General features: G+C 62.5%; 30 protein-coding genes and 1 rRNA gene. 10 read left to right on the top strand and 21 right to left on the bottom strand.

Annotated features, from left to right (window positions below):
* Positions 1-65: 65 nt before the first annotated feature.
* Positions 66-620, bottom strand: coding sequence for a hypothetical protein (locus CLU90_RS21945; protein WP_139178432.1), 555 nt, complete (start codon positions 618-620; stop codon positions 66-68).
* Between the two features lie 311 nt (positions 621-931).
* Between CLU90_RS21945 and CLU90_RS21940 the strand changes: the two genes are divergently transcribed.
* The 3 genes from CLU90_RS21940 to CLU90_RS21930 all read left to right on the top strand — a co-directional run bounded on the left by CLU90_RS21940 (position 932) and on the right by CLU90_RS21930 (position 3,694).
* The gene (locus tag CLU90_RS21940) at positions 932-1,315 is read left to right on the top strand and encodes a BlaI/MecI/CopY family transcriptional regulator (RefSeq protein WP_092716728.1); all 384 of its coding nucleotides are present in this window, start codon (positions 932-934) and stop codon (positions 1,313-1,315) included.
* Positions 1,312-2,559, top strand: a complete 1,248-nt coding sequence (locus CLU90_RS21935) for a M56 family metallopeptidase (RefSeq protein ID WP_092716726.1) — start codon at positions 1,312-1,314, stop codon at positions 2,557-2,559. Before CLU90_RS21940 ends, CLU90_RS21935 begins: the two co-directional genes overlap by 4 nt.
* Positions 2,560-2,656: 97 nt before the next feature.
* Complete coding sequence (locus CLU90_RS21930) at positions 2,657-3,694, top strand: oxidoreductase (protein ID WP_092716724.1); 1,038 nt, start codon at positions 2,657-2,659, stop codon at positions 3,692-3,694.
* Between the two features lie 6 nt (positions 3,695-3,700).
* Here CLU90_RS21930 and CLU90_RS21925 read toward each other — a convergent pair whose 3' ends face one another.
* The 5 genes from CLU90_RS21925 to CLU90_RS21905 all read right to left on the bottom strand — a co-directional run bounded on the left by CLU90_RS21925 (position 3,701) and on the right by CLU90_RS21905 (position 6,626).
* The gene (locus CLU90_RS21925; RefSeq protein ID WP_232731293.1) at positions 3,701-3,982 is read right to left on the bottom strand and encodes a hypothetical protein; all 282 of its coding nucleotides are present in this window, start codon (positions 3,980-3,982) and stop codon (positions 3,701-3,703) included.
* Positions 3,983-4,029: 47 nt separating this feature from the next.
* Complete coding sequence (locus CLU90_RS21920) at positions 4,030-4,494, bottom strand: carboxypeptidase-like regulatory domain-containing protein (protein WP_198511250.1); 465 nt, start codon at positions 4,492-4,494, stop codon at positions 4,030-4,032.
* A 65-nt stretch (positions 4,495-4,559) separates the two neighbouring features.
* Positions 4,560-4,751, bottom strand: a complete 192-nt coding sequence (locus tag CLU90_RS21915) for a YqaE/Pmp3 family membrane protein (RefSeq protein WP_092716721.1) — start codon at positions 4,749-4,751, stop codon at positions 4,560-4,562.
* Between the two features lie 93 nt (positions 4,752-4,844).
* Complete coding sequence (locus tag CLU90_RS21910; protein ID WP_092716719.1) at positions 4,845-5,711, bottom strand: alpha/beta fold hydrolase; 867 nt, start codon at positions 5,709-5,711, stop codon at positions 4,845-4,847.
* Positions 5,712-5,732: 21 nt separating this feature from the next.
* Positions 5,733-6,626, bottom strand: a complete 894-nt coding sequence (locus CLU90_RS21905) for a LysR substrate-binding domain-containing protein (protein ID WP_034749390.1) — start codon at positions 6,624-6,626, stop codon at positions 5,733-5,735.
* A 125-nt stretch (positions 6,627-6,751) separates the two neighbouring features.
* On the opposite strand from CLU90_RS21905, the gene CLU90_RS21900 reads away from it, so the two are divergent.
* Entirely contained in the window at positions 6,752-7,495 is a 744-nt protein-coding gene (locus CLU90_RS21900; protein ID WP_092716717.1) for a sulfite exporter TauE/SafE family protein, read from the top strand.
* Positions 7,495-7,737, top strand: a complete 243-nt coding sequence (locus CLU90_RS21895) for a GNAT family N-acetyltransferase (protein ID WP_157808878.1) — start codon at positions 7,495-7,497, stop codon at positions 7,735-7,737. Before CLU90_RS21900 ends, CLU90_RS21895 begins: the two co-directional genes overlap by 1 nt.
* Here the strand turns inward: CLU90_RS21895 and pyrE are convergent.
* The gene (gene pyrE, locus CLU90_RS21890) at positions 7,734-8,396 is read right to left on the bottom strand and encodes an orotate phosphoribosyltransferase (RefSeq protein ID WP_010393161.1); all 663 of its coding nucleotides are present in this window, start codon (positions 8,394-8,396) and stop codon (positions 7,734-7,736) included. The genes CLU90_RS21895 and pyrE overlap by 4 nt on opposite strands.
* 109 nt (positions 8,397-8,505) lie before the next feature.
* Here pyrE and CLU90_RS21885 point away from each other — a divergent pair, with 109 nt between their 5' ends.
* Entirely contained in the window at positions 8,506-9,282 is a 777-nt protein-coding gene (locus tag CLU90_RS21885) for an exodeoxyribonuclease III (RefSeq protein WP_092716712.1), read from the top strand.
* A 98-nt stretch (positions 9,283-9,380) separates the two neighbouring features.
* Here the strand turns inward: CLU90_RS21885 and CLU90_RS21880 are convergent, their stop codons facing one another.
* The 13 genes from CLU90_RS21880 to CLU90_RS21820 all read right to left on the bottom strand — a co-directional run bounded on the left by CLU90_RS21880 (position 9,381) and on the right by CLU90_RS21820 (position 22,160).
* Positions 9,381-10,283: an RluA family pseudouridine synthase gene (locus CLU90_RS21880; RefSeq protein WP_092716710.1), complete on the bottom strand. Its 903-nt coding sequence runs from the start codon at positions 10,281-10,283 to the stop codon at positions 9,381-9,383.
* A 1-nt stretch (position 10,284) separates the two neighbouring features.
* Positions 10,285-11,187 carry a M48 family metallopeptidase gene (locus CLU90_RS21875; protein WP_092716708.1) on the bottom strand — a complete coding sequence of 301 codons (903 nt, stop codon included), beginning with the start codon at positions 11,185-11,187 and terminating at the stop codon, positions 10,285-10,287.
* Positions 11,168-12,427 (bottom strand): AmpG family muropeptide MFS transporter, encoded by a 1,260-nt coding sequence (locus tag CLU90_RS21870; protein WP_092716705.1) that lies wholly within the window; start codon positions 12,425-12,427, stop codon positions 11,168-11,170. Before CLU90_RS21870 ends, CLU90_RS21875 begins: the two co-directional genes overlap by 20 nt.
* The gene (metW, locus tag CLU90_RS21865) at positions 12,427-13,038 is read right to left on the bottom strand and encodes a methionine biosynthesis protein MetW (RefSeq protein ID WP_034749410.1); all 612 of its coding nucleotides are present in this window, start codon (positions 13,036-13,038) and stop codon (positions 12,427-12,429) included. The genes CLU90_RS21870 and metW overlap by 1 nt, the downstream gene beginning before the upstream one ends.
* On the bottom strand, positions 13,035-14,234 hold the full coding sequence (gene metX / locus CLU90_RS21860) for a homoserine O-succinyltransferase MetX (RefSeq protein ID WP_092716703.1): 1,200 nt from the start codon (positions 14,232-14,234) through the stop codon (positions 13,035-13,037). Before metX ends, metW begins: the two co-directional genes overlap by 4 nt.
* A gap of 135 nt (positions 14,235-14,369) precedes the next feature.
* Positions 14,370-16,112, bottom strand: coding sequence for a phosphoenolpyruvate--protein phosphotransferase (gene ptsP / locus CLU90_RS21855; protein ID WP_092717187.1), 1,743 nt, complete (start codon positions 16,110-16,112; stop codon positions 14,370-14,372).
* A gap of 44 nt (positions 16,113-16,156) precedes the next feature.
* On the bottom strand, positions 16,157-16,426 hold the full coding sequence (locus tag CLU90_RS21850) for an HPr family phosphocarrier protein (RefSeq protein ID WP_010393142.1): 270 nt from the start codon (positions 16,424-16,426) through the stop codon (positions 16,157-16,159).
* Between the two features lie 90 nt (positions 16,427-16,516).
* The gene (locus CLU90_RS21845) at positions 16,517-16,921 is read right to left on the bottom strand and encodes a PTS sugar transporter subunit IIA (RefSeq protein ID WP_035824452.1); all 405 of its coding nucleotides are present in this window, start codon (positions 16,919-16,921) and stop codon (positions 16,517-16,519) included.
* 14 nt (positions 16,922-16,935) lie between these two features.
* A complete protein-coding gene (gene gshB, locus CLU90_RS21840) occupies positions 16,936-17,892 on the bottom strand; it encodes a glutathione synthase (RefSeq protein ID WP_092716701.1) in 957 nt (318 codons plus the stop codon).
* Between the two features lie 97 nt (positions 17,893-17,989).
* Positions 17,990-19,288, bottom strand: a complete 1,299-nt coding sequence (gshA, locus tag CLU90_RS21835; RefSeq protein WP_034749425.1) for a glutamate--cysteine ligase — start codon at positions 19,286-19,288, stop codon at positions 17,990-17,992.
* A gap of 204 nt (positions 19,289-19,492) precedes the next feature.
* Positions 19,493-21,031 (bottom strand): ammonium transporter, encoded by a 1,539-nt coding sequence (locus CLU90_RS21830; RefSeq protein WP_092716699.1) that lies wholly within the window; start codon positions 21,029-21,031, stop codon positions 19,493-19,495.
* Positions 21,032-21,042: 11 nt separating this feature from the next.
* Positions 21,043-21,381: a P-II family nitrogen regulator gene (locus tag CLU90_RS21825; RefSeq protein ID WP_010393464.1), complete on the bottom strand. Its 339-nt coding sequence runs from the start codon at positions 21,379-21,381 to the stop codon at positions 21,043-21,045.
* Between the two features lie 11 nt (positions 21,382-21,392).
* A complete protein-coding gene (locus CLU90_RS21820; RefSeq protein WP_092716697.1) occupies positions 21,393-22,160 on the bottom strand; it encodes a TorF family putative porin in 768 nt (255 codons plus the stop codon).
* A 270-nt stretch (positions 22,161-22,430) separates the two neighbouring features.
* Between CLU90_RS21820 and CLU90_RS21815 the strand changes: the two genes are divergently transcribed.
* The 4 genes from CLU90_RS21815 to CLU90_RS21800 all read left to right on the top strand — a co-directional run bounded on the left by CLU90_RS21815 (position 22,431) and on the right by CLU90_RS21800 (position 25,446).
* Complete coding sequence (locus CLU90_RS21815; RefSeq protein WP_100428905.1) at positions 22,431-22,679, top strand: accessory factor UbiK family protein; 249 nt, start codon at positions 22,431-22,433, stop codon at positions 22,677-22,679.
* A gap of 110 nt (positions 22,680-22,789) precedes the next feature.
* Positions 22,790-24,310: a YifB family Mg chelatase-like AAA ATPase gene (locus CLU90_RS21810; RefSeq protein WP_092716692.1), complete on the top strand. Its 1,521-nt coding sequence runs from the start codon at positions 22,790-22,792 to the stop codon at positions 24,308-24,310.
* A gap of 64 nt (positions 24,311-24,374) precedes the next feature.
* A complete protein-coding gene (locus CLU90_RS21805; protein WP_092717184.1) occupies positions 24,375-24,920 on the top strand; it encodes a hypothetical protein in 546 nt (181 codons plus the stop codon).
* 181 nt (positions 24,921-25,101) lie between these two features.
* Positions 25,102-25,446: a DUF1840 domain-containing protein gene (locus CLU90_RS21800; protein WP_092716690.1), complete on the top strand. Its 345-nt coding sequence runs from the start codon at positions 25,102-25,104 to the stop codon at positions 25,444-25,446.
* Between the two features lie 61 nt (positions 25,447-25,507).
* Here CLU90_RS21800 and rrf read toward each other — a convergent pair.
* Positions 25,508-25,620: ribosomal RNA gene (gene rrf / locus CLU90_RS21795) — 5S ribosomal RNA — on the bottom strand.
* Positions 25,621-25,665: the final 45 nt, after the last annotated feature.

Raw genomic sequence — 25,665 nt, 5'->3', positions numbered from 1 at the left:
CCGCTTGAAAAAAAAAGGACGCCACGGCGTCCTTTTTTTATGCGCAACAGGCATGTTTTCCGTCTTTACGACACACCAGCTGCAACTGCATCAGCCGGCTTGCGGCAGAAGAAGGAACTGAACACCGTGGCGACGTCCCGGCACACCATGAGTGGCAAGGCTTGCTGCGTATCGTCGTCATGCACACTGACACCGCAGCCTCCCAGAGAGAAGAACCCGCCTGCTTTGTCATCCGTCCGCAAGGTGTATTTGTGCCCTTCCTGCAGCTGGGCAGCAAAGGAAATCGAACACTCGTGGGATGACCCCAAAGGATAATTCACGAAAAAATGCGACACGCCAGCCGGCAGCCTGGTTACCACTGGCTTGGATTGGTAATCCTTATTGAAACTGGCCAACGTAAAACTGCGCTGGGCAGCCCATTTCCCGTCCGCGGCAAAATCGACCTCGTTACGCCACACGACAGCCACTTTCCTCGATCCCGTGAAAATGGGCTTGATGGCCAGCGTCGTCGAAGGTTGTACCGGATTCGGCAATTTATATTGGGGGTGCGGCGCCGTATTAATGCATCCTGCCAGAAGCAAGGCACAGCTTGTCGACAGGATTGCTGCTTTGATTGTCATGGGAAGAGTTGGGCCTGGGTCAGCGAGGCTTCATAAATAGATGGATTAACAGGCAACGGCCAGATAGGGCAAACTGTACTCTTGGTGAAATTGGCAATGATTATATAGTAATTTCTCAAATGCAACCAATTTCTGTCATTCTGTCCAATGACTTGCGTCCCACGCCGCTGCCGGACAGGAACTATACCAGTATGTCTAGTTCATCTCACGCTTAAAAACAGCACTTTTTTCCAATCTGAAAATTAAAGTATACATTTTTGTCTACAAGGTTTAATCTAGCCCTATTGAATTTCAGGCAAGAGGAAAACCGCATGGCCAAGACACCCGACATTCCGAAACCGACGGCAGCCGAACTCGATCTGCTGCAGGCACTGTGGCCGCTGGGCGCCGCCACGGCCAAGCAGGTGCACGAGGCGATGGCGCTGGCCAAACCGGCCATCACGTATGGCACCGTGCTGCGCCTGATGCAGATCATGCACGGCAAGGGCTTGCTGATCCGCGACGAAAGCCAGCGCTCGCACGTGTATGCGCCGGCGCAGGCGCAGGACAGCCTGCAGACGAACCTGCTCAAGGAATTGATGCAGAAGGCCTTTGCCGGTTCCGCCAAGGCGCTGGTGCTGGCGGCGCTGCGCACGGGCGTGTCGCGCGCCGAACGCGAAGAGATCGAAAAAATGCTCAAGGACGATCAGTCATGAGCGGCTTCGTGCCAGCGCTGGGCTGGACCCTGCTGCACTTCCTGTGGCAAGGCTTGCTGATCGGCTGCGCCACGGCGCTGGCGTGGACAGCCCTGCGCAATGCGCGTCCTGAAGCGCGCTACGCCGTCGGTTGCGGCGCCCTGCTGGCCTGCCTGGCATGGCCGGCGGCGGGCTTGTATCTGCGCCTGGCCGGCGGTGATATCACGGGCGCCTTGTACTCCAGCGCTTTGCTGCCCGCCGCCCTGCTGGCGCCCGACAGCCTGCCCGACCTGGACCTGCTGCTGCGCGCCGTCGTCGGCGTGTGGGCCCTGTGCGCCGCCATGCTGGCCGTGCGCATGGCGCTGGGCATGCTGTGGATAGAACGCAGCGCCAGGAACACGGGCACCACGCATGGACAACTGCAGACCAGGCTGTCGCGCATGGCGCACGATGCCGGCGTGACGCGGCCCGTGCGGCTGCGCGTACTCGATGGCATCGCCAGTCCGCTCACGGCCGGCATCTGGCGTCCCATGGTGCTGGTGCCCGCCGCGCTGTTGACCGGCATGCCGCCGCACCTGCTCGACGCGCTGCTGGCGCACGAACTGGCGCACATCCGGCGCCACGATTATCTGATCAACCTGCTGCAAAACGCCATCGAGGCGCTGCTGTTCTTCCACCCTGCCGTCTGGTGGATTTCACGCGGCGTGCGCCTCGAACGCGAACATATTGCAGATGATTTCGCAGCAAGACAACTGGGCGAACCGCGGCGTCTGGCTCTTGCACTCTCGGAACTGGAACGTCTCCAGTTCTCAACCCACCACCTGGCCCAGGCGGCCAACGGAGGAGATCTCATGTCACGTATCACACGATTGCTGCGCCCCGCACCACAAACCCTGAACTGGAAGGCGGCCGTGCCGCTGCTGGCCCTGGCCGGCGCCTGCCTCGGCATTTACGGCCAGGCCGTCGCCGCCGACAGCGCGCCCGTGCTGGAACGCCGCCCCATCATCGACTTTGGCGTCTGCGGCAAACCGGTCTGGCCAGCCGCATCCCTGAAGGCGAAGGAAGAGGGCACGGTCACCATGTCCTTCGACGTCGATGCCGCCGGCAAGGTAACGGATTCGAGCGTGGTCAAGAGCAGCGGCCATCCGGCCCTCGATGAGGCGGCGCGCAGCGGCATTGCCAAGTGCACGTTCAAGCCGGCCCTCGCTGGCGGCAAGCCTGTCGGCGCCAGCGTGAAGGTGCAATACGTCTGGCGCCTGAAGTAATGTCTGGGCGGCGGCAGCGCAGCAACATCGCAGCAGCGCTGCCGCCGCCCGCTTGCGGGTATGATCATGGATTCTTCCACGCACCTGTGAACACGCCATGAACAAGATCAAAACCGGCCTCGTCGGCTACGGCTTTGCCGGCTCCACCTTCCACGCTCCCGTCCTGTCCGCCATCGATGCCCTGGAACTGGCGGCCGTCGCCTCCAGCAAGCCGGAGCTCGTGCACAAGGATTGGCCGAACGCCACCGTGCATGCGCAGCCCGCGCAGCTGTTTGCCGATCCATCGATCGAACTGGTCGTCATCGCCGCGCCCAACGAAGCGCATTTCAGCCTGGCGCAAGCGGCCCTGCAGGCAGGCAAGCACGTGGTGGTCGACAAGCCATTCACCATTTCCAGTGCCGAGGCGCAGAGCCTGATCGCGCTGGCGAAAGAACGCAAGCTGGTGCTCAGCGTGTACCACAACCGCCGCTGGGATGGCGACTTCCTCACCCTGAAAACGCTGCTGGCGCAGGGCACCCTGGGCCGCATCGCCAGCGTCGAATCGCATTTCGACCGCTTCCGCCCCGAGATCCGCCAGCGCTGGCGCGAGTCCGGCGCGCCCGGCGGCGGCTTGCTGTACGACCTGGGTCCGCACATGCTGGACCAGGCCATGCAGCTGTTCGGCCAGCCGGAAAAACTGTACGCCGATATCGCCCTGCAGCGCGATGGCGCGCAAGCCGTCGACTACATGCACATCGTGCTGTACTACGACCGGTTGCGCGTGGTGCTGCAAGCGGGCTGTCTGGTGAAGGCGCCGACGGCGCGCTTCGCCGTGCATGGCGACAAGGGCAGCTTCGTGAAGTTCGGCCTCGATCCGCAGGAAGACGCCCTGAAGGCGGGCGGCACGCCTGGACAGCCCGGCTGGGGCGTGGACCCCGTGCGCGGCGCGCTGCATCTGGGCACGCAGCCGGACGGACATTTCGAGCACCTTGAGATGCAGGCGGGCCGCTACCAGGACTTTTACCAGGGCATGGCCGACGCCATCCGTCACGGCGCAGCGGCGCCCGTGGCGGCCGAAGATGCGGCGGCGACGATACGCCTGATCGAACTGGCGCTGCAAAGCGCCGCCGAAGGGCGCGTGCTCGCGGTCAGCTAATCTAATTCAGTTGATGACGAAGGCCAGCACCACGGCGCCCAGCGCCAGCAGGGCGAGGCCGCAAATGAACAGCAGCTCGCCCCACCATTCGTAGCGCTGGCGCGACTGGCCGGGGCGCAGCGACATGAACGAGAGCACGGCGCTGACGAGAAAGACGATGGCGTCGACAGCGAGCAGCTTGTCGATGGCCACGCGCACCTCGCCGCGCGGCGCCAGGTGCCCGATCGACAGCACCGTCATGCACACGCCGACCATCGTCGCCGACGTGGGCAGGATATGTGCCGACAAGCCCCTCGCCGACAAGCCCTGTTCAGGCGCCTTGCCGTCGCCCGCTATCAAGGCCGGCCCTGGTTCGTTCCCGCCGGCCAGACCAGCTCCACGCGCGCGGACGATCCCGCCTTGATTTGCACCTTGCGTTCCAGTGTCTTGCCGGCCAAGGTGGCGCGCAGGCTGTAGCTGCCCGGCGCCAGCTTCGCCAACAGGAACGGTCCGCTGGCCGTCGTTTCCAGCACCGAAGCCCCCTTGGCGTCGCGTATTTCCAGCTTCACGTCCGAGGCAAATTCCGCCTTGTCCGCCGCCTGCACGGAAAACTCGAGGCTCAAGGGCCACTGCCGGCTGGCGCTCTTGATGGCCGTCGACTCGTCGAGGCCAATGCCGCCGCTCAGGTATTCCACCGCTCCGCTCTTCTGCACGGGCGGCAGTGCGCTGTCGGCTTGGGCCTGTGCCGCACTTCCCAGCAACAGCCCGGCGGCCAGCATTGCCGCCGCCAGGCCCAGGGTACCGCGTCTGTCTGGTGCCATCTCACTCTCCTCATGTCGGTCGAATCAAGATAGGAAGCGCAGCTTAAACAGGACTTAGACCCACATCAGCGCCGGCGCATGGCCTCCGCGATTTTCTGGTCCGTCTTGTACTGGCTCAGCGCATACACGGCCCAGATCGTCGCTGGCAGCCAGCCGATCAGGGTGATTTGCAGGATCAGGCAAATGATGCCGGCGATCGGGCGGCCGATCGTGAAAAAGGTCAGCCACGGGAGTATCAGGGCAATCAGCAAGCGCATCGTTCGTTCCTTGAGTATTCCCCTGTGCCGCGGGGACCGGGCCGGCATACCGGCGGTTAATTCAGTCTAGCCGATTATAACGATACCGGCGCCTCACGCCGGCACGGGTGCCAGCAGTTTTTCCATCCACGCCAGGATGGCGGCAAAGATGACGTCGCGGTTCACTTCATTGAAATTCTCGTGATAATTGGCCGGATAGTAGTGATAGTCGAGCAGGCCATCGGGCACGCTGCGCAGCATGCTTTCCGTGGCGCGGCTGTCGGCCAGCTTGTCGTCGCCCGCCACCACGGCGAACAGGGGGAAGCGCCAGTCCGACAAGCCGCCCGCCAGTTCCTTTTGCGCCGACGTCAAGGCATGGGCGAAGCGCACCGAGGCCGCACTGGCGCGGATGCCATCGCGCTCGTCCTGGAAATGGCGCGCCGTAATGGTTTGATCGTGCGTCAGCAGCATGGTCAGGTTCCCCAGCGGCACTTTCATCGTGGGGAAGCGCCGCGCCAGCCAGCCCGACAGCATCTGCAGCACCTTCGGCACGGGTATCGCATTCACGTAATACGGCGACGAGATAATAAAACCCTTGATGGCCGCATCGTCCGCAAAACGCCCCAGCCCCAGATGGGTGGCGATCAGGCCGCCCATCGAGTGGCCCATGACGAATACGGGCAAGCCCGGATACGTTTGCTTGATCCAGGCCAGGAACAGCTCCGCGTCGTCGAGGAAGGCGTCGAACGAGGGAATGTCCACCTTGCGCTGGCCATCGTGGCCCACCATGTCGAAGCTGACGGTGGCGATGCCGTGCTGGCGGAAGTAGAGCGCCGGCGTGACGTAGTCGCCCGCATGCGCCATGCCGCCGTGGATCGCCAGGATCACGGCGCGGGGATGCTCGGGCTGCCAGATGTGGATGGGCCGCTCGACCTGATCGCTGCACAGCAGGCTGGCCATCTTGTCTTCTGAAAAACGCATCGCTGCTCCTGTCATGCCCTGTCACGCCTTCAGATGATCGATCAACTGGCGCGCATACAGGGGTAATTCACTGAACTGGCGCACGCAAATGGTGAGATTGCGTACCGACCAGGGATCGGATAATTCCAGGCAGCGCAGCGCCATCGTCTGCTGGCAGCGGCTGGCCGCCGCCAGCGGCACGACGCTGATGCCCACGCCGCTGGCCACCATGCGGCAGACGGCATCGAAGCTGCGCAGCCGCACGCGCACCTTCAATGGGCGTCCCAGACGCGCCGCATGCATGCCCAGGTATTGCTGCATCGCGCTGTCGTCGGCCAGACCGATGAAATCGTGATCCAGCACGCTGGCAAAATCGACGACGCCATCCTGGCCCAAGGCACGGTGGTGCACGCCATCGGCCGCCGCGATGACCACCAGCCGGTCGGGGCGAAACAAAAACGTCTGCAAGCCGCGCATGTCGACCGAGTCGGACACGATGCCCATGTCGGCCAGTCCTTCCGAGACGGCCTTGACGATATCGTAACTGAGACGCTCTTCCAGGTCGATGGTCAGGTTCGGATGGCGGTCGAGAAAAGCGCCTAGCGCCTCGGGCAAAAATTCGCTGAGCGCGGCCGTATTGCACAGCAGCCGCAACTGCCCTTTCAAGCCGCGCGCAAATTCGCCAAGTTCGCCGCGCATTTTCTCCATTTGCAGCAGCACCAGGCGCGCGTGATGGAGCAAGGTCTGGCCCACGGGCGTCGGCTCCACGCCACGCCGCCCGCGCAGCAGCAAGGGCATGCCCAGCATCTCTTCCATGCCGCGCACGCGTGCGCTGCTCGACGCCAATGCGAGATGGCTGCGCGCGGCGCCCGCCGTCAGACTCCCCGCCTCCACAACGTTCACAAACAGCTGCAAATCGACCAGATCAAAGCGCATGGCGGCTCTCCTTTGCGCCATCTTACCAGCCTTCGCTTTTAACTTAGGCTGACTCAAAATAATCCGCCTTGGCGAAAGTACGTGCGACGCGCAAAATCCACGCACACTCATTCTGCAATCAAAACATGGACATCGTATTTTTGCTGGCGGTCGGCGCCAGCTTTCTGGCCGCTGGCTTCGTCAAGGGCGTAGTCGGACTAGGCTTGCCGACGGTGGCCATGGGCACGCTCAGCCTCGTCATGCCGCCCGTGCAGGCGGCCGCCCTGCTGATCGTGCCATCGATGGTGACGAACGTGTGGCAACTGGCGGCCGGCCCCGGCCTGCGCGCCCTGCTGCGCCGTTTGTGGCCCATGCTGGCCGCCGTCATGGCCGGCACTGTGGCGGGCGGCGCCCTGCTGCCGGCCGACAGCGGCGCCTGGGCCGTCGTCGCGCTGGGCGTGGCGCTGATGCTGTATGCGCTGGCGGGATTGTTATCGCTGCAGCTGCGCGTGCCGGCGCGGCACGAAGCGTGGCTGGGGCCCGTGGCGGGAGCCGTGACGGGACTGGTGACGGCCGCCACGGGCGTCTTCGTCATCCCCGCCGTGCCGTATCTGCAGGGCCTGGGGCTGGCGCGCGATGCGCTGGTGCAGGCGCTGGGCCTGGCGTTTACGGCATCGACCGTGGCGCTGGCGGCCAGCCTTGCCCTGCACGGCAACTTCAGCCTCGGCGCGGCCGGCGCTTCCGCGTATGCGCTGCTGCCGGCGCTGGCCGGCATGCTGGCCGGTCAATGGCTGCGCGGACGCATCGCGCAGCAGGTATTCAAGCGCTGCTTTTTTGCCGGGCTGTTTGCCCTGGGCTTGCATGCGGCGGTCAAACCATGGATGGCGTGATGCAGATCGACTGGCAAGGAGACAGCGCGCTGTGCGCGTGGATCGACGGCCAGCAGGTGGCCATGCTCGACATCAGCCGACACGCCGATGAAGTGACGGTGAACATGCTGTTCGTGAAACCGCCATTCCGCCGGCGCGGCATCGGCGGCGCACTGTTGCGGCGGCTGTTGCAATGCCACCCGCAAGCTGCCACCGCCTGCAGCGACCCGCGGCTGCGGGCGCTGCTGGAGAGAACTACTTAAATACCATACCGATTGCGGTATGCGGAGACGGCTTCTTTATATTTCAGCAATTCCGGATCAGCGCCCGCGCCATTCAGGTAGCCGAACAGATCGTCCAGGTTGCCGATCGAGATGACGGGGATGCCATACTGTTTCGACACTTCCTGCACCGCCGAACTTGGTGACAGCTGGCCATCCGGGCCGGAACGCTCCATGCGGTCCAGGGCGATCAGCACGGCGCATGGTTCGGCGCCAGCGGCGCGTATCATGTCCACCGATTCGCGCACCGAAGTGCCGGCCGAGATCACATCGTCAATGATGACGACTTTGCCATGCAGCTTGGCGCCAACGATGGTGCCGCCTTCGCCATGGTCCTTGGCTTCCTTGCGGTTGAAGGCGAACGAGGTGTTGCGGCCCTTGCCGGCCAGCGCCACGGCGGTGGCCGACGCCAAAGTGATGCCCTTGTAGGCGGGGCCGAACAGCATGTCGAATTCCACGCCCGAGTCGAGCAGGGTTTGCGCGTAGAACTGCGCCAGTTCGGCCAGGGTGGCGCCGTCATGGAACAGGCCCGCATTGAAGAAGTACGGCGACTGGCGTCCGGCCTTGGTGGTGAACTCGCCGAACCGCAAGACTCCCTTGGATACTGAAAACGCGATAAACTGCTGGCGTAAATTATTCACATTAGCCTCATTTTTTAAAAGTGCCTGTATTTTAATCCGCGCGCACCGGCGAGACAATCGCCATGCCGCGCCCGCCGGCCCCGTACAACGCCCTTTTCACTCTCGACCTATGCCAAAAATTATTTCCGCCAATCTGAACGGTATCCGTTCCGCCGCCAAAAAAGGCTTTTTCAACTGGATGGGCACGCAGACGGCCGATTTCATCTGCGTGCAGGAATTGAAGGCGCAGCTGCCCGACATGACGCCGGAATTCCTCAACCCGCACGGCTACCATGGCCATTTCCACTATGCCGAGAAAAAAGGCTATTCGGGCACGGGCGTGTACAGCAAGGTCGAGCCAGACGCCGTGCATATCGGTTTCGGCAGCCCTGAATTCGATGCCGAAGGCCGCTACGTGCGCTGCGATTTTGGCAACCTCTCCGTCATTTCCGTGTACTGCCCGTCCGGCTCGTCCGGCCCGGAACGCCAGGAAGCCAAGTTCCGCTTCATGGAGCTGTTCCTGCCGCACCTGCTGGAATTGAAGTCGCTGGGCCGCGAAGTGGTCATCTGCGGCGACTGGAACATCGCCCACCATGAAATCGACTTGAAGAACTGGAAGGGCAACAAGAAGAATTCCGGCTTCCTGCCCGAGGAACGGGCATGGCTGACGCGCGTCTTCGACGAAGTGGGCTTCGTCGACGTGCACCGCGGCCTGGACAAGCGCGAAGACCAGTACACGTGGTGGAGCAACCGCGGCCAGGCCTACGCGAAGAACGTGGGCTGGCGCATCGATTATCACGTCGCCACCCCCGGCATCGCGGCCCAGGCGCACACGGTCAGCGTCTACAAGGACGAGCGTTTTTCCGACCATGCACCGTTGATCATCGATTACACGGTCAAAGGTTGATTTTATACGTCCGTGGTGGCGTCGGATTAGGTGGGGCCGCCGAGGCCGCAGGGCCGTCATCCGACGACATTGTTGGCCGCGCCAGTGGCGGTGTCGGATTACCCGAGCACGCGCCGGCTTTCAAAATGGCGCGGCTCGCCCGTCAACGGGTCCGTAAACTCGATGGCGCGCGCCAGCAGCTGCAAGGGCTGCGACATGTCGTCTTCCTTGCACGGCAGGGCCACGGGATAAAACGCATCGTTGACGATGGGGATGCCGAGCGACGCCAGGTGCACGCGCAGCTGGTGCTTGCGCCCCGTGTGCGGCTGCAGCCGGTACAGGGCGACAATGCCGCGCTCCTCGATGACGTCGACGACGGTTTCCGAATTCGGCTCGCCCGCTTCCTCGCGCATCAGGAAAAACTGCGCGCCCTCGACCATGCGGCTGCGGTAGGTGAACGGGAATTCCCGGCCCGCCAGCACGGGCGCCAGCGCTTCATACGTCTTGCGCACTTCGCGGCGCTGGAACAGCGACTGGTAGGCGCCCCGGCTCGACGGCTGGCGCGAAAAGATCACCACGCCGGCCGTCTCGCGGTCGAGGCGGTGAATCGGCGTCAGCGCGGCGCAGTCCAGTTTTTTCTTCAGGCGCGTCAGCAGGGTCTCCTGCACGAAGCGCCCGCCCGGCGTCATGGGCAGGAAGTGCGGCTTGTCGACGACGATCAGATGCTCGTCCTGGAACAGGATGGCTTCCTGGAAGGGAATCGGCGTTTCCCGTTCCAGTTCGCGGTAGTAAAAAATGCGCATGCCGCGCTTGTACGCGCTGTCGGGCCCGAGCACGGCGCCGTCGCCATTGACCACTTCGCCGCGCGCCATGCGATCCAGCCATTGCGCCGCGCTGATCTGCGGGTAGCGTTCGAGCAGAAACGACAGCATGTCGGGCCACTGCCCTTCCGGCAGCCACAGATAGCTGGGCGCCACGCCGTCGCGCATGGGCAAGGGTGCGGCGGCGTGACGGGCCGGCATTCTAGCGCTGCGCGATGGCGTTGCTGCGGTAGGGCGGCAAGGCGTCCACGCTGACGCCCTTGCTGCGCGCGTACAGCGGCAGCACTTGCGCCATGTGGCTGTTCATCTGCGAGATGCGGTCCTTGCCCGACGGGTGGGTCGAGAGGAATTCCGGCGGCGCGCCCGCGCTCACGGCCGCCATCTTCTGCCACAGCACGACGCCGGCGCGCGGATCGAAGCCGGCGCGCGCGGCCAGGTCCATGCCGATCAGGTCCGCTTCGCGTTCATCGTCGCGCGAGAACTTCAGCATCACGCCCTTGGCCGCCATGTTCGTCGCCGTGCTGGTCAGATTCGGGTCGACGCCGAGCCAGGCCGACAGTCCCGCGCCGGCCAGCTTGGCGCCGACGGCGGCCAGGTTGCCCTTGCCGGCCTGCGCCTGCGAATGCTCGCGCAAGGCGTGCGAAATTTCATGGCCCATGACGATGGCCACTTCATCGTCGGTCAAATTCAATTTGGTGATGATGCCGCTGTAAAAAGCGATCTGCCCGCCCGGCATGCAAAAAGCGTTGACCTCGTCCGAGTTGAGCAGGTTGACCTGCCAGTTCCAGCTGGCCGCCGCCTCGTTCCAGCGCGTGGCGAACGGGATGATGCGCTGGGCGATGGCGCGCAGGCGTTTGACTTGCGGATCGCTGTCGGGCACCAGCGCATTCTTTTCCTTCGCCTCATTGACCAGCTGCGTATATTGCTGCTTCGATTCCGCATTGAAATCGGCGCCGCCGGCGAAGATGCGCGTGGTCGACAAGGGACGCACCTTGATGCCATCCTGTACCGTCGCCTGCTGGGCGTGGGTGGAAAGGGGCGCCAGCGCGGTGGCCGCGCACAGGCTGGCCAGGACGGTGTAACGTTTAAGGGATATTGGTGCCATTGGCAGACCTCCATGGAGCAATTTTAGGCAGCATCATCATGGCCGGGAAGGCCAGGAAGAAGCACACGATGAAAAACGAGAACCAGCCCAGCTCGGCGACCAAAAAGCCCACCGAGGCATTGATCAGGGTACGAGGCACGGCGCTCAGGCTGGAAAACAAGGCATATTGCGTGGCCGTATAGCGCGGGTCCGTGCTGCGCGACAGGAAGGCGACAAAGGCGGCCGCGCCCAGCCCCAGGCTGGCGAAAGCTTCAAAACCGATCACGGCGCTCAGTAGCATGGTATTCGGTCCCACCTGCGCCAGCCAGGCGAATCCCAGAATGGCGATCGCCTGCAGCGCGCCGAAGACCCACAGGCCCCGGTTGATGCCCAGCTTGAGCATCCATACGCCGCCCACCACGCCGCCGGCCAGGCTGGCCCAGAAACCCGTGGTGTTGGCGGCCAGGCCGATCTGCGTCATGGAAAAACCCAGGTCCAGATAGAACTTCGTCGCCAGCGCCGTGGCCATGCTGTCGCCGATTTTGTAGAGTAATACGAAGGCAAGTATCCACATTGCGTTACGCCAACCATCGCGCGCGATGAATTCCTGGAACGGCAGAATGATCGCTTCGCGCATGGTCTTCGGCGGCGAGCCGTACACGGTCGGCTCCTTGATCAGCAGGGTGCAGACAAACCCCGGCAGCATGAAGGCGGCCGTGATCCAGAAGACGGGCTGCCACGGCATGCGGTCGGCCAGGATCAGCGACAGCGCGCCCGGCACCATGCCCGCCACTTTATACGCATTGACGATGACGGCCGCGCCCAGGCCCTGCTCGTTATCGCTGAGGATTTCGCGCCGGTAGGCGTCGATGACGATGTCCTGGCTGGCAGACAGAAAGGCCACGCCGCCAGCGGCCGCCGCGATCAGGCCGATCTGCGTGAGCGGGTCCAGCATGCCCATGCCGCCGATGGAAAAGAACAGCGCCACTTGCGTGAGCGCCATCCAGCCGCGCCGCCTTCCCAGTCCCAGGATGCGGTAGCGGTCCATCAGGGGCGCCCACAGGAATTTCCAGATGTAGGGGAACTGCACCAGGGCGAACAGCCCCAGCGCCTTGACGTTCAGGCCCGACTTGGCCAGCCACGCCTGCAGCAGGTACAGCAGGATGAACAGGGGCAGGCCGGAACTGAAGCCCAGCACCAGCACGGCCAGCATGCGGCCATTGGCATGGGAACGCCAGCCAGGCGCCGGGCTTTTGCTCATCAATGCACCGCTTTTTTACGCAGGCGGAAGACGGCCAGGTCGCCACGCAGATTCGGCAGCACGGAAACCATCTTGCCTTCGGCCAGGGCCACGCATTCGATCACTTCCAGGCCGCATTCCTCGGCCAGTTCGCGGAAGTCGTTGATGGTGGCGCAGCGCACGTTCGGCGTGTCGTACCACTGGTAGGGCAGCGATTTCGACACGGGCATGCGGCCTTTGAGCAGCGCCACGCGGTGCGGCCAGTAGGCGAAGTTGGGGAACGAGACGATGGCCTCGGCGCCCACGCGCACGATGTCGCGCAGCAGCGGCTCGACCTGCTTCATCATCTGCAGGGACGACAGGCACAGCACCGTATCAAAACTGTTGTCGCCAAAAATCGACAGGCCCTTTTCCATGTCCTGCTGGATCACGTTCACGCCACGGCGGGTGCTGGCCAGCACCTTGTCGTCGGCAATCTCGATGCCATAACCGCTGCATTCCTTGTCGCTTTGCAGATACTGCAGCATCACGCCTTCGCCGCAGCCCACGTCCAGCACGTGCGCATTGTTCGGCACCCAGTGGGCGATGAAGGCCAGGTCGGGGCGCAGCGCGCTCAATTCGTCAAAAGTCATGCGGTCTCCTTCGCGCCCTGGCGGACGGCGGTGTTCTGTACTGCGGCGGGCGCACCCGCCCCGATGTCGTTCCATACCTGGCCGTAATAGGCGCGCACCATGTTCATGTAGCGCGCATCTTCCAGCAAAAAGGCGTCGTGGCCGTGCGGCGCGTCGATCTCGGCATACGTGACCTGGCGGCGGTTGCACACGAGCGCCTCGACGATTTCGCGGCTGCGCTCGGGCGAAAAACGCCAGTCGGTGGAAAACGAGGCGAGGAAGAACTTGGCCTTCGTGCCCGACAGGGCCTTGGCCAGGTCGCCGCCATGCGCGCGCGCCGGATCGAAATAATCGAGCGCCTTGGTGATCAATAAATACGTGTTGGCGTCGAAGTATTCGGAAAACTTGTCGCCCTGGTAGCGCAGATACGATTCGATCTCGAAATCGATGCCGAAGCCGAATTTGTAGTCGCCCGTCTGCGTCGCGTCGCGCAGCTTGCGGCCGAATTTTTCGGCCATATCGTCATTCGACAGGTAGGTGATGTGGCCCACCATGCGCGCCACGCGCAAGCCGTTCTTCGGCACCACGCCGTGCGCATAGAAGTCGCCGCCATGGTAATCGGGGTCGGACAGGATGGCCTGGCGCGCCACGTCGTTGAAGGCGATGTTTTGCGCGGACAGCTTGGCCGTCGAGGCGATCACCACGCAGTGGCGCAGCCGCTCGGGGAACATGATGCTCCACGCCAGCGCCTGCATGCCGCCCAAAGACCCGCCCATCACGGCGGCGAACCGGGTGATGCCCAGTTCATCGGCCAGGCGCGCCTGCGCACTGACCCAGTCTTCCACCGTGACGACGGGGAAGGCGGCGCCATACGGCTTGCCGGTGGCGGGATTGGTGTGCATGGGGCCCGTCGAGCCGAAGCAGGAACCGAGGTTGTTGACGCCGATGACGAAGAATTTGTCCGTGTCGAGCGGCTTGCCGGGGCCGACCATATTGTCCCACCAGCCCGTGCTTTTCGGCTCGTCGGCGTAGACGCCGGCCACGTGGTGCGAAGCGTTCAGGGCGTGGCAGACCAGCACCGCGTTCGATTTGTCGGCGTTCAGGGTGCCGTAGGTTTCATACATCAACATATAGTCCCGCAGCGATGCTCCGCTTTGCAGCTGCAGGGGTTGCGCAAAATACATGGTTTGCGGCGAAACGATTCCAATGGATGACATGTGTGTCGGTTTATAAAAGGGGGGCGGCCCCACGGGCCATGGTCGATGCAGCACCGCGATGATAGGTGCTGCAACTTTAGCATCAGCACACCTCTTGCCACGCGCGAGGTGTCCTGATGCCGATAAGGTGACAGTTTACATGAGCTGCAGCTGCTGGACGGCTTCGGCGATCACATTTGGTTCCATGGAACGCATAATTTTGCGCATTTGTGGCGCAATCAGGCCCAGGTCGCTGTTGAGGATCTCTTGCTTGACCGCCAACAGCTGGGCCGGATGCATGGAAAACTCGCGCAGTCCCATGCCCAGCAACAGGCGCGTGAGCTTCACGTCGCCCGCCATCTCGCCGCAGACGGCCACGTCGATGCCTGCCTTGTGGCCGGCCGCGATCGTCATGGAGATCAATTGCAGAACGGCCGGGTGCAGCGGATTGTACAAATGCGCCACTTCGTAGTCGACCCGATCGATGGCCAGGGTGTACTGGATCAGATCATTCGTGCCGATCGACAAGAAGTCCATGCGCTTGACGAACATGGGCAAGGCCAGCGCGGCGGCCGGAATCTCGATCATGGCCCCCACTTCGACGTCATCGTCGAACTTGACGCCCTCCTCGCGCAGGCTGGCCTTCGCTTGCGCGATCATGGCCAGCGACTGGTCGATCTCGAATGCATGCGCGAGCATGGGGATCAGGATGCGCACCTTGCCGAAGGCCGAGGCGCGCAGGATGGCGCGCAGCTGCGTCAGGAACAGCTGCGGCTCGGCCAGGCAATAGCGGATGGCGCGCAAGCCGAGGGCGGGATTCAGGGCCGTATGGTCTGCCTGGTCGAGCGGCTTGTCGGCGCCGATGTCGAGCGTGCGGATGGTCACCACGCGGCCCTTCATCGACTGCACCGTGTTGCGGTAGGCCTCGAATTGCTCGTCCTCGGTGGGGATCTTGTGGGCGCGGCCCATGAACAGGAATTCGGAGCGGAACAGGCCCACGCCGCTGGCGCCGGACTCCAACGCAAACGCGCAATCCTCGGGCAATTCGATATTCGCCAGCAGGGTGACGGGCGTGCCGCATTTGGTGACGGCCGGCGTCTTTTTCAGCTTGCCCAGCTTCTTGCGCGCGCGCTGCATGGCCACCTGGCGCTCGCGGTACTGTTCCAGCACCAGCGGGCTGGGGTTGGCGATGACGACACCGGCGTCGCCGTCGATGATCAGCCAGTCGTCCTGCTCGATCAGCATCGACGCCTGCGACATGCCGACGGCGGCCGGGATATCGAGGCTGCGCGCGACGATGGCCGTGTGCGAGTTCTGCCCGCCCACGTCGGTGATGAAACCGATGAAGGAGCGGTCGCGGAACTGCAGCATGTCGGCCGGCGAAATATCGTGGGCGACGACGATCATCTGCGCCACCAGCTCGTCCGCGGTGGCTGCCTTGGGCAGCAGCTGTTCCGTGCCCAGCAAGACCTTCAGCACGCGCTCGGCCACTTGCTGGATGTCGGCCTTGCGCTCGCGCAGGTACGGGTCTTCGATTTCGTCGAACTGGGCCGACAATTCATCGATTTGCGTCAGCAGCGCCCATTCGGCGTTGTAGTGGCGCGAACGGATGATGTCGAGCGGCGCTTCGGCGATCATCGGGTCCGACAGGATCAGCGCATGCACGTCGATGAACGCGCCCAGTTCCGTGGGGGCGTCCTTCGGCAGCTCGTTCCACAGGATTTGCAGTTCCTTGTGGACGGTGGCGATGGCGTTTTGCAGGCGCTGGACTTCGGCTTCGATCTGCTCCTGCGCCACCAGGTAATGTTTGACGTCAAGGGCGGCCGGCGCCAGCAGGTGCGCGCGGCCGATGGCGATGCCGCGGGAAACCGGGATGCCGTGGAGCGTGAAAGATGCCATGGGGTGACCTGTCGGAATGCGGCTGCGGCTGCGTTCGGCGGGCATTACTCGCCTTCGCCAAACCTGTCATTAATCAGGGCGGTGAGCGCATCGACACATGCCTGCTCGTCATCGCCCTCGGCTTCCAGGGTCACTTTCGCGCCCTTGCCGGCGGCCAGCATCATCACGCCCATGATGGACTTGGCATTGATGCGGCGCGCATTGCGGGTCAGCCAGACGTCGCTCTTGAACTTGGCGGCGAGCTGGGTAAATTTGGCGGAGGCGCGTGCGTGCAGTCCCAGCTTGTTGATGATTTCGAGTTCTTTTTGAATCATTTTTGTATGGTCTCTATCCCTGAATGCACTGCATTGTTGCCAGCCCTGCTATAAAACCCGCCGCCGTCAGGGCGGCGGCCATGTCACTCTTTACTCGCCCACGCGAATGCGGTTATCGACGCGCACGGCGCCGCTTTGCGCACCGGCCAGCGCCATCTCCACCACCACGTCGAGCGTGTCGCGGCGGTACGTGATGGCGCGCAGCAGCATCGGCAGGCTGATGCCGGCGATGACTTCCACCCTGCCCGCGTCGGCCAGCTTGTTGCAGCAGTTCGACGGCGTGCCGCCCTTCACGTCGGTAATCACCAGCACGCCGGAACCGTCGTCGAGGCGGCAGATGGCGTCCGACGCCAGCTTCTGCACTTCCGCCAGGTCCTGGTCGGCGACGACGTCGATGGCTTCAAACCGTTCCGTTGGCCCCCGGAACACGTGCGCGCAGGCGGCGATGAATGCCTGTCCCAGCGGTGCATGTGTCATGAGCAAAATCCCTACCATAGTCATTCCACCTTTTAGCGCTGCTGCGCTTGCGCAACGCCATGCTCGACGGCGTCGACAAACATGGCGGCCACGTCAAAACCCGTCTGCTGCATGATTTCCTGGAAACAGGTCGGGCTGGTGACGTTGACTTCCGTCAGGTAGTCGCCGATCACGTCCAATCCTACCAGCATCAGGCCGCGCGCGGCCAGGATCGGGCCCAGCTTTTCAGCGATTTCCAGGTCGCGCGCCGTCAATGGCTGCGCCACGCCCGTGCCACCGGCGGCCAGGTTGCCCCGCACTTCGCCCGCTTGCGGGATGCGCGCCAGCGAAAACGGCACCGGCTTGCCGCCGATGACGAGGATGCGCTTGTCGCCCTTGACGATGTCGGCGATGAAACGCTGCGCCATGATGGTTTGCGCGCCGTTGTCCGTCAGCGTCTCGATGATGGCGCCCAGGTTCAGGCCGTCGGCCTTGACGCGGAAGATGCCCGTGCCGCCCATGCCGTCGAGCGGCTTGAAGATGACGTCCTGGTGCTTGGCGTGGAAGGCGCGCAGGCGCGCTTCGTCCGACGTCACCAGGGTCGGCGACGTGAATTCGGAAAACTGGGCGATGGCCAGCTTTTCGTTGTTGTCGCGGATGGCGGACGGCCTGTTGAAGACGCAGGCGCCCTGCTTTTCCGCCAGTTCCAGCAAATACGTGCCATACACGTATTCCATGTCGAACGGCGGGTCCTTGCGCTCGATGATGGCGTCCAGCGCCGACAAGCGCACTTCTTCGGTGGAGACTACCTTGTACCAGTCGTGCTCGTCACCCGTCAGCTCGATGTGTTTGACCCTTGCCGTGACGATGCCCTCTTCCAGCGCCATGTCCTTCTGTTCGAAGGCGTAGACGGCGTGGCCGCGTTTGGCCGCCTCGCGCATCATGGCGAAAGTGGAATCTTTGTAAGTCTTGAAGCCTGCCAGCGGGTCGGCAAGGAATGCAATTTTCATGGTGCGTCCAATCGGGGAGCCTGGATAAGGAATGCTTGATTCTAGCCGAGATCGCCAGGCGCGGTAGTCGCCGCGCCCGGCAAGTCTCGTCGGTGGCTCAATACACCTCGGGATTCGGGTCCGTGCGCTCCATTTCCAGCGACGCGGCCAGCAAGGCCAGGCGCGCCACCACGCCATACACATAGAAGCGGTTCGGCGCGGCCGTGCCCGGCTTGGCCTTCAAGTCCGGCACGGCATGCTGCTGGGCAAACGCCAGCGGCACGTACTGCGAGCCGGGCGCGTTCAGGTTCTGGTCCACGCCTTTTTCAGCATGCACGCGGTAGAAGCCGCCCACCACATAGCGGTCGATCATGTAGACGACGGGCTCGGCCACGGCATCCTTGATGCTTTCAAACGTGGGTACGCCTTCCTGGATGATGACGTCGGTCACCAGCTGGCCATCCTTGACGATGGACATTTTTTCGCGCTGCTTGCGCGACAGGTCGCGCACTTCGCTCGCGTCGCGCACCGTCATGATGCCCGTGCCATACGTGCCCGCATCGGGCTTGACGATGACGAACGGCTTTTCCTTGATGCCGTATTCCTTGTATTTCTTGCGGATCTTGGCCAGCAACACGTCGACGCTGGCGGCCAGCGCATCTTCGCCCTCGCCTTCCTGGAAATTGACGTCGCTGCACTTGGCGTGGAAAGGGTTGAGCATCCACGGGTCGACATCGATCATCTTGCCGAATTTTTTCACCACTTCATCGTAGGCCGTGTAGTGGTTGCTCTTGCGACGCAAGGCCCAGCCAGCGTGCAAGGGCGGCAGCAGGCTTTGCTCATGAATATTTTGCAAGATATCGGGTATACCGTCCGACAAGTCGTTATTCAGCAGAATCGTGCACGGGTCGAAATCCTTCAAGCCCAGACGGCGGCCATTGTTCAGGCGCACGAGCGGCTCGATGACGAGCATGTTGCCGTCCGGCAGTGCCAGCGGCGTGGGTTGGGTAATCTCGGGCGACCACGAGCCGAAGCGCACGTGCAGCCCCGTCTGGCGGAAGATTTGCATCAATCGCGCCACGTTTTGCAGGTACTGCGGCGTAGTGTTGTGCAATTCCGGCACGATCAGCAGATTACGGGCATCCGGGCAATACTTGTCGATGGCGGCCATGGCCGCTTGCACGGACAGGGGCAGCATTTCCGTGGCCAGGTTGTGAAAACCGCCAGGGAACAGATTGGTGTCGACGGGCGCCAGCTTGTAGCCGGCGTTGCGCAAGTCTACCGAGCAATAGAAGGGCGGCGTGTGCTCTTGCCACTCCATGCGAAACCAGCGCTCAATGGCCGGCGTCGCGGCCAGAATCTTTTTTTCGAGGTCGAGCAGCGGTCCGGTCAGGGCCGTGACGAGATGGGGAACCATAGTTACATCCTTAAATTATGTGCAGTATTCAAAAAAGCACACAGAACTGCCGACTATATTACCGTGTAAGTACCCCAAATCGGGGCAAAAGCCTTGTTTTAAAGACCTTTTACATTCCCACAACGAAAAAAAGGCACCTCAATGAGGCGCCTTTTCCAGCCGGACATGCCGCGCCGGAGCGCTGGCATGCCAGATAATTACTATTTAGCCATGATACGCCTGCTCGCCATGGCTCGTGATATCGAGGCCTTCGCGCTCTTCTTCTTCCGGTACGCGCAGGCCAATGACGATGTCGACCAGTTTATAGGCGATGACGGAAATGATGGCAGACCAGAGGATGGTGGTGCCGACCGCTTGCGCCTGCACCCACACTTGATGGCCGATCGAGTACGGATCCGCCGACATCTTGTTGGTGACATAGTCGAAGATGCCCTGGCCGCCCAATTGTGGTGCAGCAAACACACCCGTCAGCAAGGCACCGAGGATGCCGCCCACGCCATGCACGCCGAACACGTCGAGCGAATCGTCGGCGCCGATCAGGCGTTTCAGGCCATTCACGCCCCACAGGCAGACAATACCTGCCAGCAAGCCCATGACCAGGCCGCCCATCGGGCCGACAAAGCCGGCCGCCGGGGTGATCGCCACCAGCCCGGCGACGGCACCCGAAGCGCCACCGAGCATCGATGGCTTGCCTTTGCTGATCCACTCGCCGAATACCCACGACAGGGTGGCGGCGGCAGTGGCCAGCAAGGTATTGACGAAGGCCAGCGCAGCCACGTCGCCCGCTTCCAGCGAGGAACCGGCATTGAAACCGAACCAGCCCACCCACAGCAGGGATGCGCCTATCATGGTCATCGTCAGCGAGTGCGGCGCCATCGATTCGCGGCCGTAGCCGACGCGCTTGCCGATCATGATCGCGCCCACCAGGCCGGCGACGGCGGCGTTGATGTGCACGACGGTGCCGCCGGCGAAGTCCAGCGCGCCTTTTTGCCAGATCCAGCCAGCCTTCAGGGCTTCGCTGGCCGAGGTGGCGGCGTTGGTGATCAGGTCAGGACCGGTCCAGAACCACACCATGTGGGCCGCTGGCAGGTAGGCGAACGTGAACCACAGCACGACGAAGGCCAGCACGGCGGAAAACTTGGCGCGCTCGGCAAAGGCGCCGACGATCAGTGCGCAGGTGATGGCGGCAAACGTGCCCTGGAAGGCGACAAACACGAACTCGGGAATGACGACGCCCTTGCTGAAGGTGGCGGCGGCGGCAAACGTGCCCTTGGCCGGGTCCCAGATACCGTTCAGGAACAGGCGGTCGAAGCCACCGAAGAAGGCGGTTTTTTCCGTGAAGGCGATCGAATAGCCGTAGATGCACCACAGCACGACGACCAGCGCGAACACCATGAACACTTGCATCAGCACCGACAGCATGTTCTTCGAGCGCACCAGGCCGCCGTAGAACAGGGCCAGGCCGGGAATCGTCATCAAGATCACCAGCAAGGTGCTGATCATCATGAAGCTGGTATCGCCCTTGTTGGCGACGGGCGCGGCGGCTGGCGCGGCAGCGGCCGGGGCCGGAGCGGCGGCAGCCGGCGCTACTGCGTCAGGCACCGGCGTGACGGCGGGGGTGGCGACGGCCGTGGTGGTGGCCGCCTCCGTCTTGGCAGGGGCATCGGCAAAGCTCGGCGTGGCAACGCCAAACGCACACAGACAGGCAAACCCAGCTAGCAATTTTGTTATATTTTTACGCATCAATATTCCCCTTAGAGCGCTTCGTTGCCGGTTTCACCGGTACGGATGCGGATGACCTGTTCCAGGTTGTAGACGAAAATCTTGCCATCGCCGATTTTACCGGTACGCGCGGCGCCTTCGATCGCTTCGATGGCCTGGTCGACAATGGCGTCATCGACGGCCGCTTCAATCTTGGTTTTTGGCAGGAAATCGACGACATACTCGGCGCCACGGTAGAGTTCCGTGTGACCTTTCTGGCGGCCGAAACCTTTGACTTCCGTGACAGTAATGCCTTGCACATTGATAGCCGACAAAGCTTCGCGTACTTCGTCCAGTTTGAACGGTTTAATGATTGCAGTAATCATTTTCATGGCAGTCTCGCTTAAAAGGTTTTGGATACGGTCAGCACGAGACCGGATTTCGCCAGATTCTTGCCATTGGGTGCCAGCGACGTGATGTTGGCCTTCACGGCAGCGAGAGAAACAGTCGCCATGCCGAAGTCCTTGGTCACGCCGATCTTGACATCGTTATAGCTGAGGGAATCGTTGTGCTCGACTTTCTGGCGGCCCACATGGACGTTCATGATGTAGCCATCGATCAGGTCGAAGTTGCCGCCCACGTCAAGATAGCCGCTGTTCTTGCTATCGGCCACGCCGAACAGATTGGTCGTCGAGTGCGAGTACTTGATGTACAGCGGGCCATAGCCGAGCTGGCCATACAGCTCGAAGGTGTTGGCATTGGTGCTCAGCCCATTCGAAGGATAGAAGTAGTACAGGCCACCCACGTCATAGGTAAAATCCTTGCTGATCTCGCCACGCTTGCCAGCATAGATATCCCATTCCAGACTGGTATCGCCGCCGCCATCCTTGATCCATTTGATGCTCGACAGCCAGGTGCCCACGTACAGGCCCGTCGGGTTATGGGTATAGTCGGCGCCGCCGCTGATGGCCGGGTTCAAGCGGCTTTGCGAAATGCCGCGGTAACGGTAGTCGCTGGTCAGCGCCACGTTGTAGCTCACCACGTTATCAGGTACGGCTTCGGCCGCAGCGGGCGCCGCCACTGCATCCTGGGCCATGGCGCTGCCGCACAAGGCGGTCATGGCCAGCGTCAACGCTGCAGCTAAAGTCATGTTCTTGGACAGATTCTTCATGGCGATTCCCTTTTATTGAACTTTTAAAGCGGTTGAGGTTTAAAATCTTGGCTGGAGATCACAAAGCGTTCATACCTTCTTTAGCAGAATACGTGCCAGCTCTCTTGCCACCTTGACAGCTGCGTTTCCGGCCATACATACCCTCCAAGCCTGTGGGCATGCGGGTAGGGGCTGCTAAAGCATTATGAATTTGCCCAGTTTCGCACCAGATTAACGCCGCTGTGCACCGCAATGGTGCGATGCACAGGCCGCACCATAAAAGGACTGACCATGGACATGAATACCTTCTTTAACGACTTGCAAGGCAAGATCCATCAAGCCATCGAAAACTCGCCTGCCAAGGATATCGAGAAAAACGTGAAATCGATGATGACCCAGGGCTTCGCCCGCCTCGATCTGGTCACGCGCGAGGAATTCGATATCCAGACGCAAGTACTGGCCAAGACCCGCGCCAAACTGGACGCACTGGAATTGCGCCTGATCGAACTGGAAACACGCCTGAACGAGCCGAAGGCCTAAGGTGACGCCAGCCAGGCCCGTTATTGACGGCCTTGCTGGCATGGCTCAAGCCTGACGGCGCTTCACGCGCTAGACTGATCCTGCGCGCGCCCGCGCCACAGGGGAGTCTGATGAGTCTGGCCGTCCTGAAAAGCCGCGCCCTGGCCGGCATGGAAGCGCCCGAGGTAAGTGTCGAAGTCCACCTTGCCAATGGCTTGCCTTCCTTTACGATTGTCGGCCTGCCGGATACGGAAGTGAAGGAATCGCGCGACCGCGTGCGTGCCGCGCTGCAAAACTGCGGCTTTGACATGCCGGCGCGGCGCATCACGGCCAATCTGGCGCCGGCCGACCTGCCCAAGGAATCGGGGCGCTTCGATCTGCCCATCGCGCTGGGCATCCTGGCTGCCTCCGGCCAGTTGCCGGGCGACCAATTACATCACTACGAATTCGCGGGCGAACTGTCGCTGTCGGGCCAGTTGCGCCCTATCCGCGGCGCTCTGGCCATGACCTTTGCCATGCAGCGCAAGCAGGCCGGCGCGCCACGCGCCTTCATCCTGCCGCAGGCGAACGCGGACGAGGCGGCGCTCGTCAGCGATGCCTGCATCTATCCCGCCCACAGCCTGCTCGAGGTCTGCGCGCATTTTGCCGCGCACGCCAGCCACACGGCCCTGCAACGCCACCAACCCGTGCTGGCCATACCCGCTTTCGCGTATCCGGACTTCGCCGACGTGCAGGGACAGCAGCAGGCGCGGCGGGCGCTCGAGGTGGCGGCGGCGGGCGGCCATAACGTCCTGATGGTGGGGCCGCCGGGCGCGGGCAAGACCATGCTGGCCAGCCGCTTCCCCGGCGTGCTGCCGCCCATGAGCGACGAAGAGGCGCTGGAATCGGCCGCCGTGCATTCGCTGGGCGGTCACTTCAAGGTGGAACACTGGAAACGGCGCCCCTATCGCGCCCCGCACCAGACGGCGTCCGGCGTGGCCCTGGTGGGTGGCGGCAACGTTCCGCGTCCGGGAGAAATCTCGCTGGCCCACTGCGGCGTGCTGTTTCTCGATGAAATCGCCGAATTCCAGCGCCGGGTGCTCGACGTGCTGCGCCAGCCCATGGAATCGGGCGTGATCAACATTTCACGGGCGGCCCGCCAGGCCGAGTTTCCGGCCCGCTTTCAGCTGATCGCCGCCATGAATCCCTGCCCGTGCGGCTATCTGGGTCACGCCTCGGGACGCTGCCGCTGCACGCCGGACGCCGTGCTGCGCTATCACGGCCGCCTGTCCGGTCCGCTGCTCGACCGTATCGACCTGCAGATTGAAGTGGCCGCCATGCCGCCGGCGGCGCTGGGCCGGCACGCTGGCGCCGGTGAAAGCACGCAAGCCATCGCCACGCGGGTCGCGGCAGCCTTTGCCCTGCAACTGGCACGCCAGGGAAAAGCCAATCAGCGCCTGAGCAGCACGGAAATCGAACAACATTGCCGCCTGGACAAACACGGCGAACAGTTGCTGCATGGCGCCATGGCGCGCCTGCACTGGTCGGCGCGCACCTACCACAGGGTATTGCGCGTGGCGCGCAGCATCGCGGACCTGGCGGGCAGCCCCGGCATCACGCAGGCGCACATTGCCGAAGCAATCCAGTACCGGCGCGTGCTGCGTGAAATATGAAGGCGACAGCGCCCGCCACGCGTGCGCGATTGCGCGCGATCGGCGGCGCTGCTACCATCTGCTGATGAAAAAAACGTCACTTGCCCTCTTTCTGACTACGCTCGCGGCCGCCTGCGTCCTGACCGCCTGCAGTCCGAAATTCGACTGGCGCGACTATCGCAGCCCTGACGCCCAGTTCACGGCCTTGTTTCCCAGCAAGCCCGCCGTGCTGACGCGCGAAATCGATCTCGATGGCAAGAAAGTCAGCCTGACCATGACGGCCAGCGAAATCGATGGCAATACCTTCGCCATCGGCAGCGCCGTGCTCGACAGCGCGGAACAGGCGCAAGCGGCCCTGCCCGCCATGCAAACTGCCCTGTTAAAAAACATCAACGGCACCGTGCGCAGCGAAAAATCGGCCTCGGCGGCCAGCAGCACGGCGGCCGGCAGCCATCAACGCAGCTCGTTGAGCATCGAAGCGACGGGCACGCAGCAAGGCAAGCCGGTCTTGCTGGTCGGGCGTTTTGTGGCGCAGGATAAACGCATCTTCCAGGTCATCATCCTCGGCGAGGAAAGCAAGCTGTCGCGCGAGACCATCGACACCTTCATGGACTCGGTGAAACTGGATTGAGACTTAACGATCGCTTAAACGGGTGTTTTCACGGTAAGCGAGCTCTTGTAAATACGTGCGTTGTCCAACAGATGGGCCTATCCGGCTTGCAAATATGCAATCCGGGACAAACGGACGGCCTGTGCGACATTTCAAGTCGTGATATTGTTTCGACACTAACAACAAGTTTCAGAAAGCGCTTATGTTGATCTCATTCAAATCCAAATCCTCCCCTGAAGTGCTGATGTATCAGGAACATGCCCAGCGTATCCTCGACATCCTGCACAAGAACCCCACGCGCGGCGTCATCACGCCAGCCGAAGCGGGCGATGCCCTGGCCTTGCTGGAAAAAGAGGTCGCGGAAAGTAAATTGCATCCGGAAAATGACATCGAACACGATGTGCATACTCCGGAAACGCTGGAAGATGGCGAAACGGGCGCCCACGCGCGCGCGCAAAAAGTGCATTTTTCACAGCGCGCCTATCCCTTGATGGAAATGCTGCGCTCGGCCAAGGCGGAAAATGAAAGTATCACCTGGGGCATCTGATCCGATGAATGCCGCAGGCGAAAAAAAACCCCGCACCTAGCGGGGTTTTTTTATATAACAAGCCTGACGATAACCTACTTTCACACTGGTTGCAGCACTATCATCGGCGCAAAGTTGTTTCACGGTCCTGTTCGGGATGGGAAGGGGTGGGACCAACTTGCTATGGTCATCAGGCATAACTTTTTCAACAGCCTGCTCCCAACGGGGCAGCAAACCATC

Origin of the sequence: Janthinobacterium sp. 67 (genome assembly GCF_002797895.1) — a bacterium.
Lineage (GTDB): Bacteria > Pseudomonadota > Gammaproteobacteria > Burkholderiales > Burkholderiaceae_D > Janthinobacterium.
Note: the sequence above shows the minus strand (reverse complement) of the source record. Positions and strands in the feature narration are given on the sequence as shown.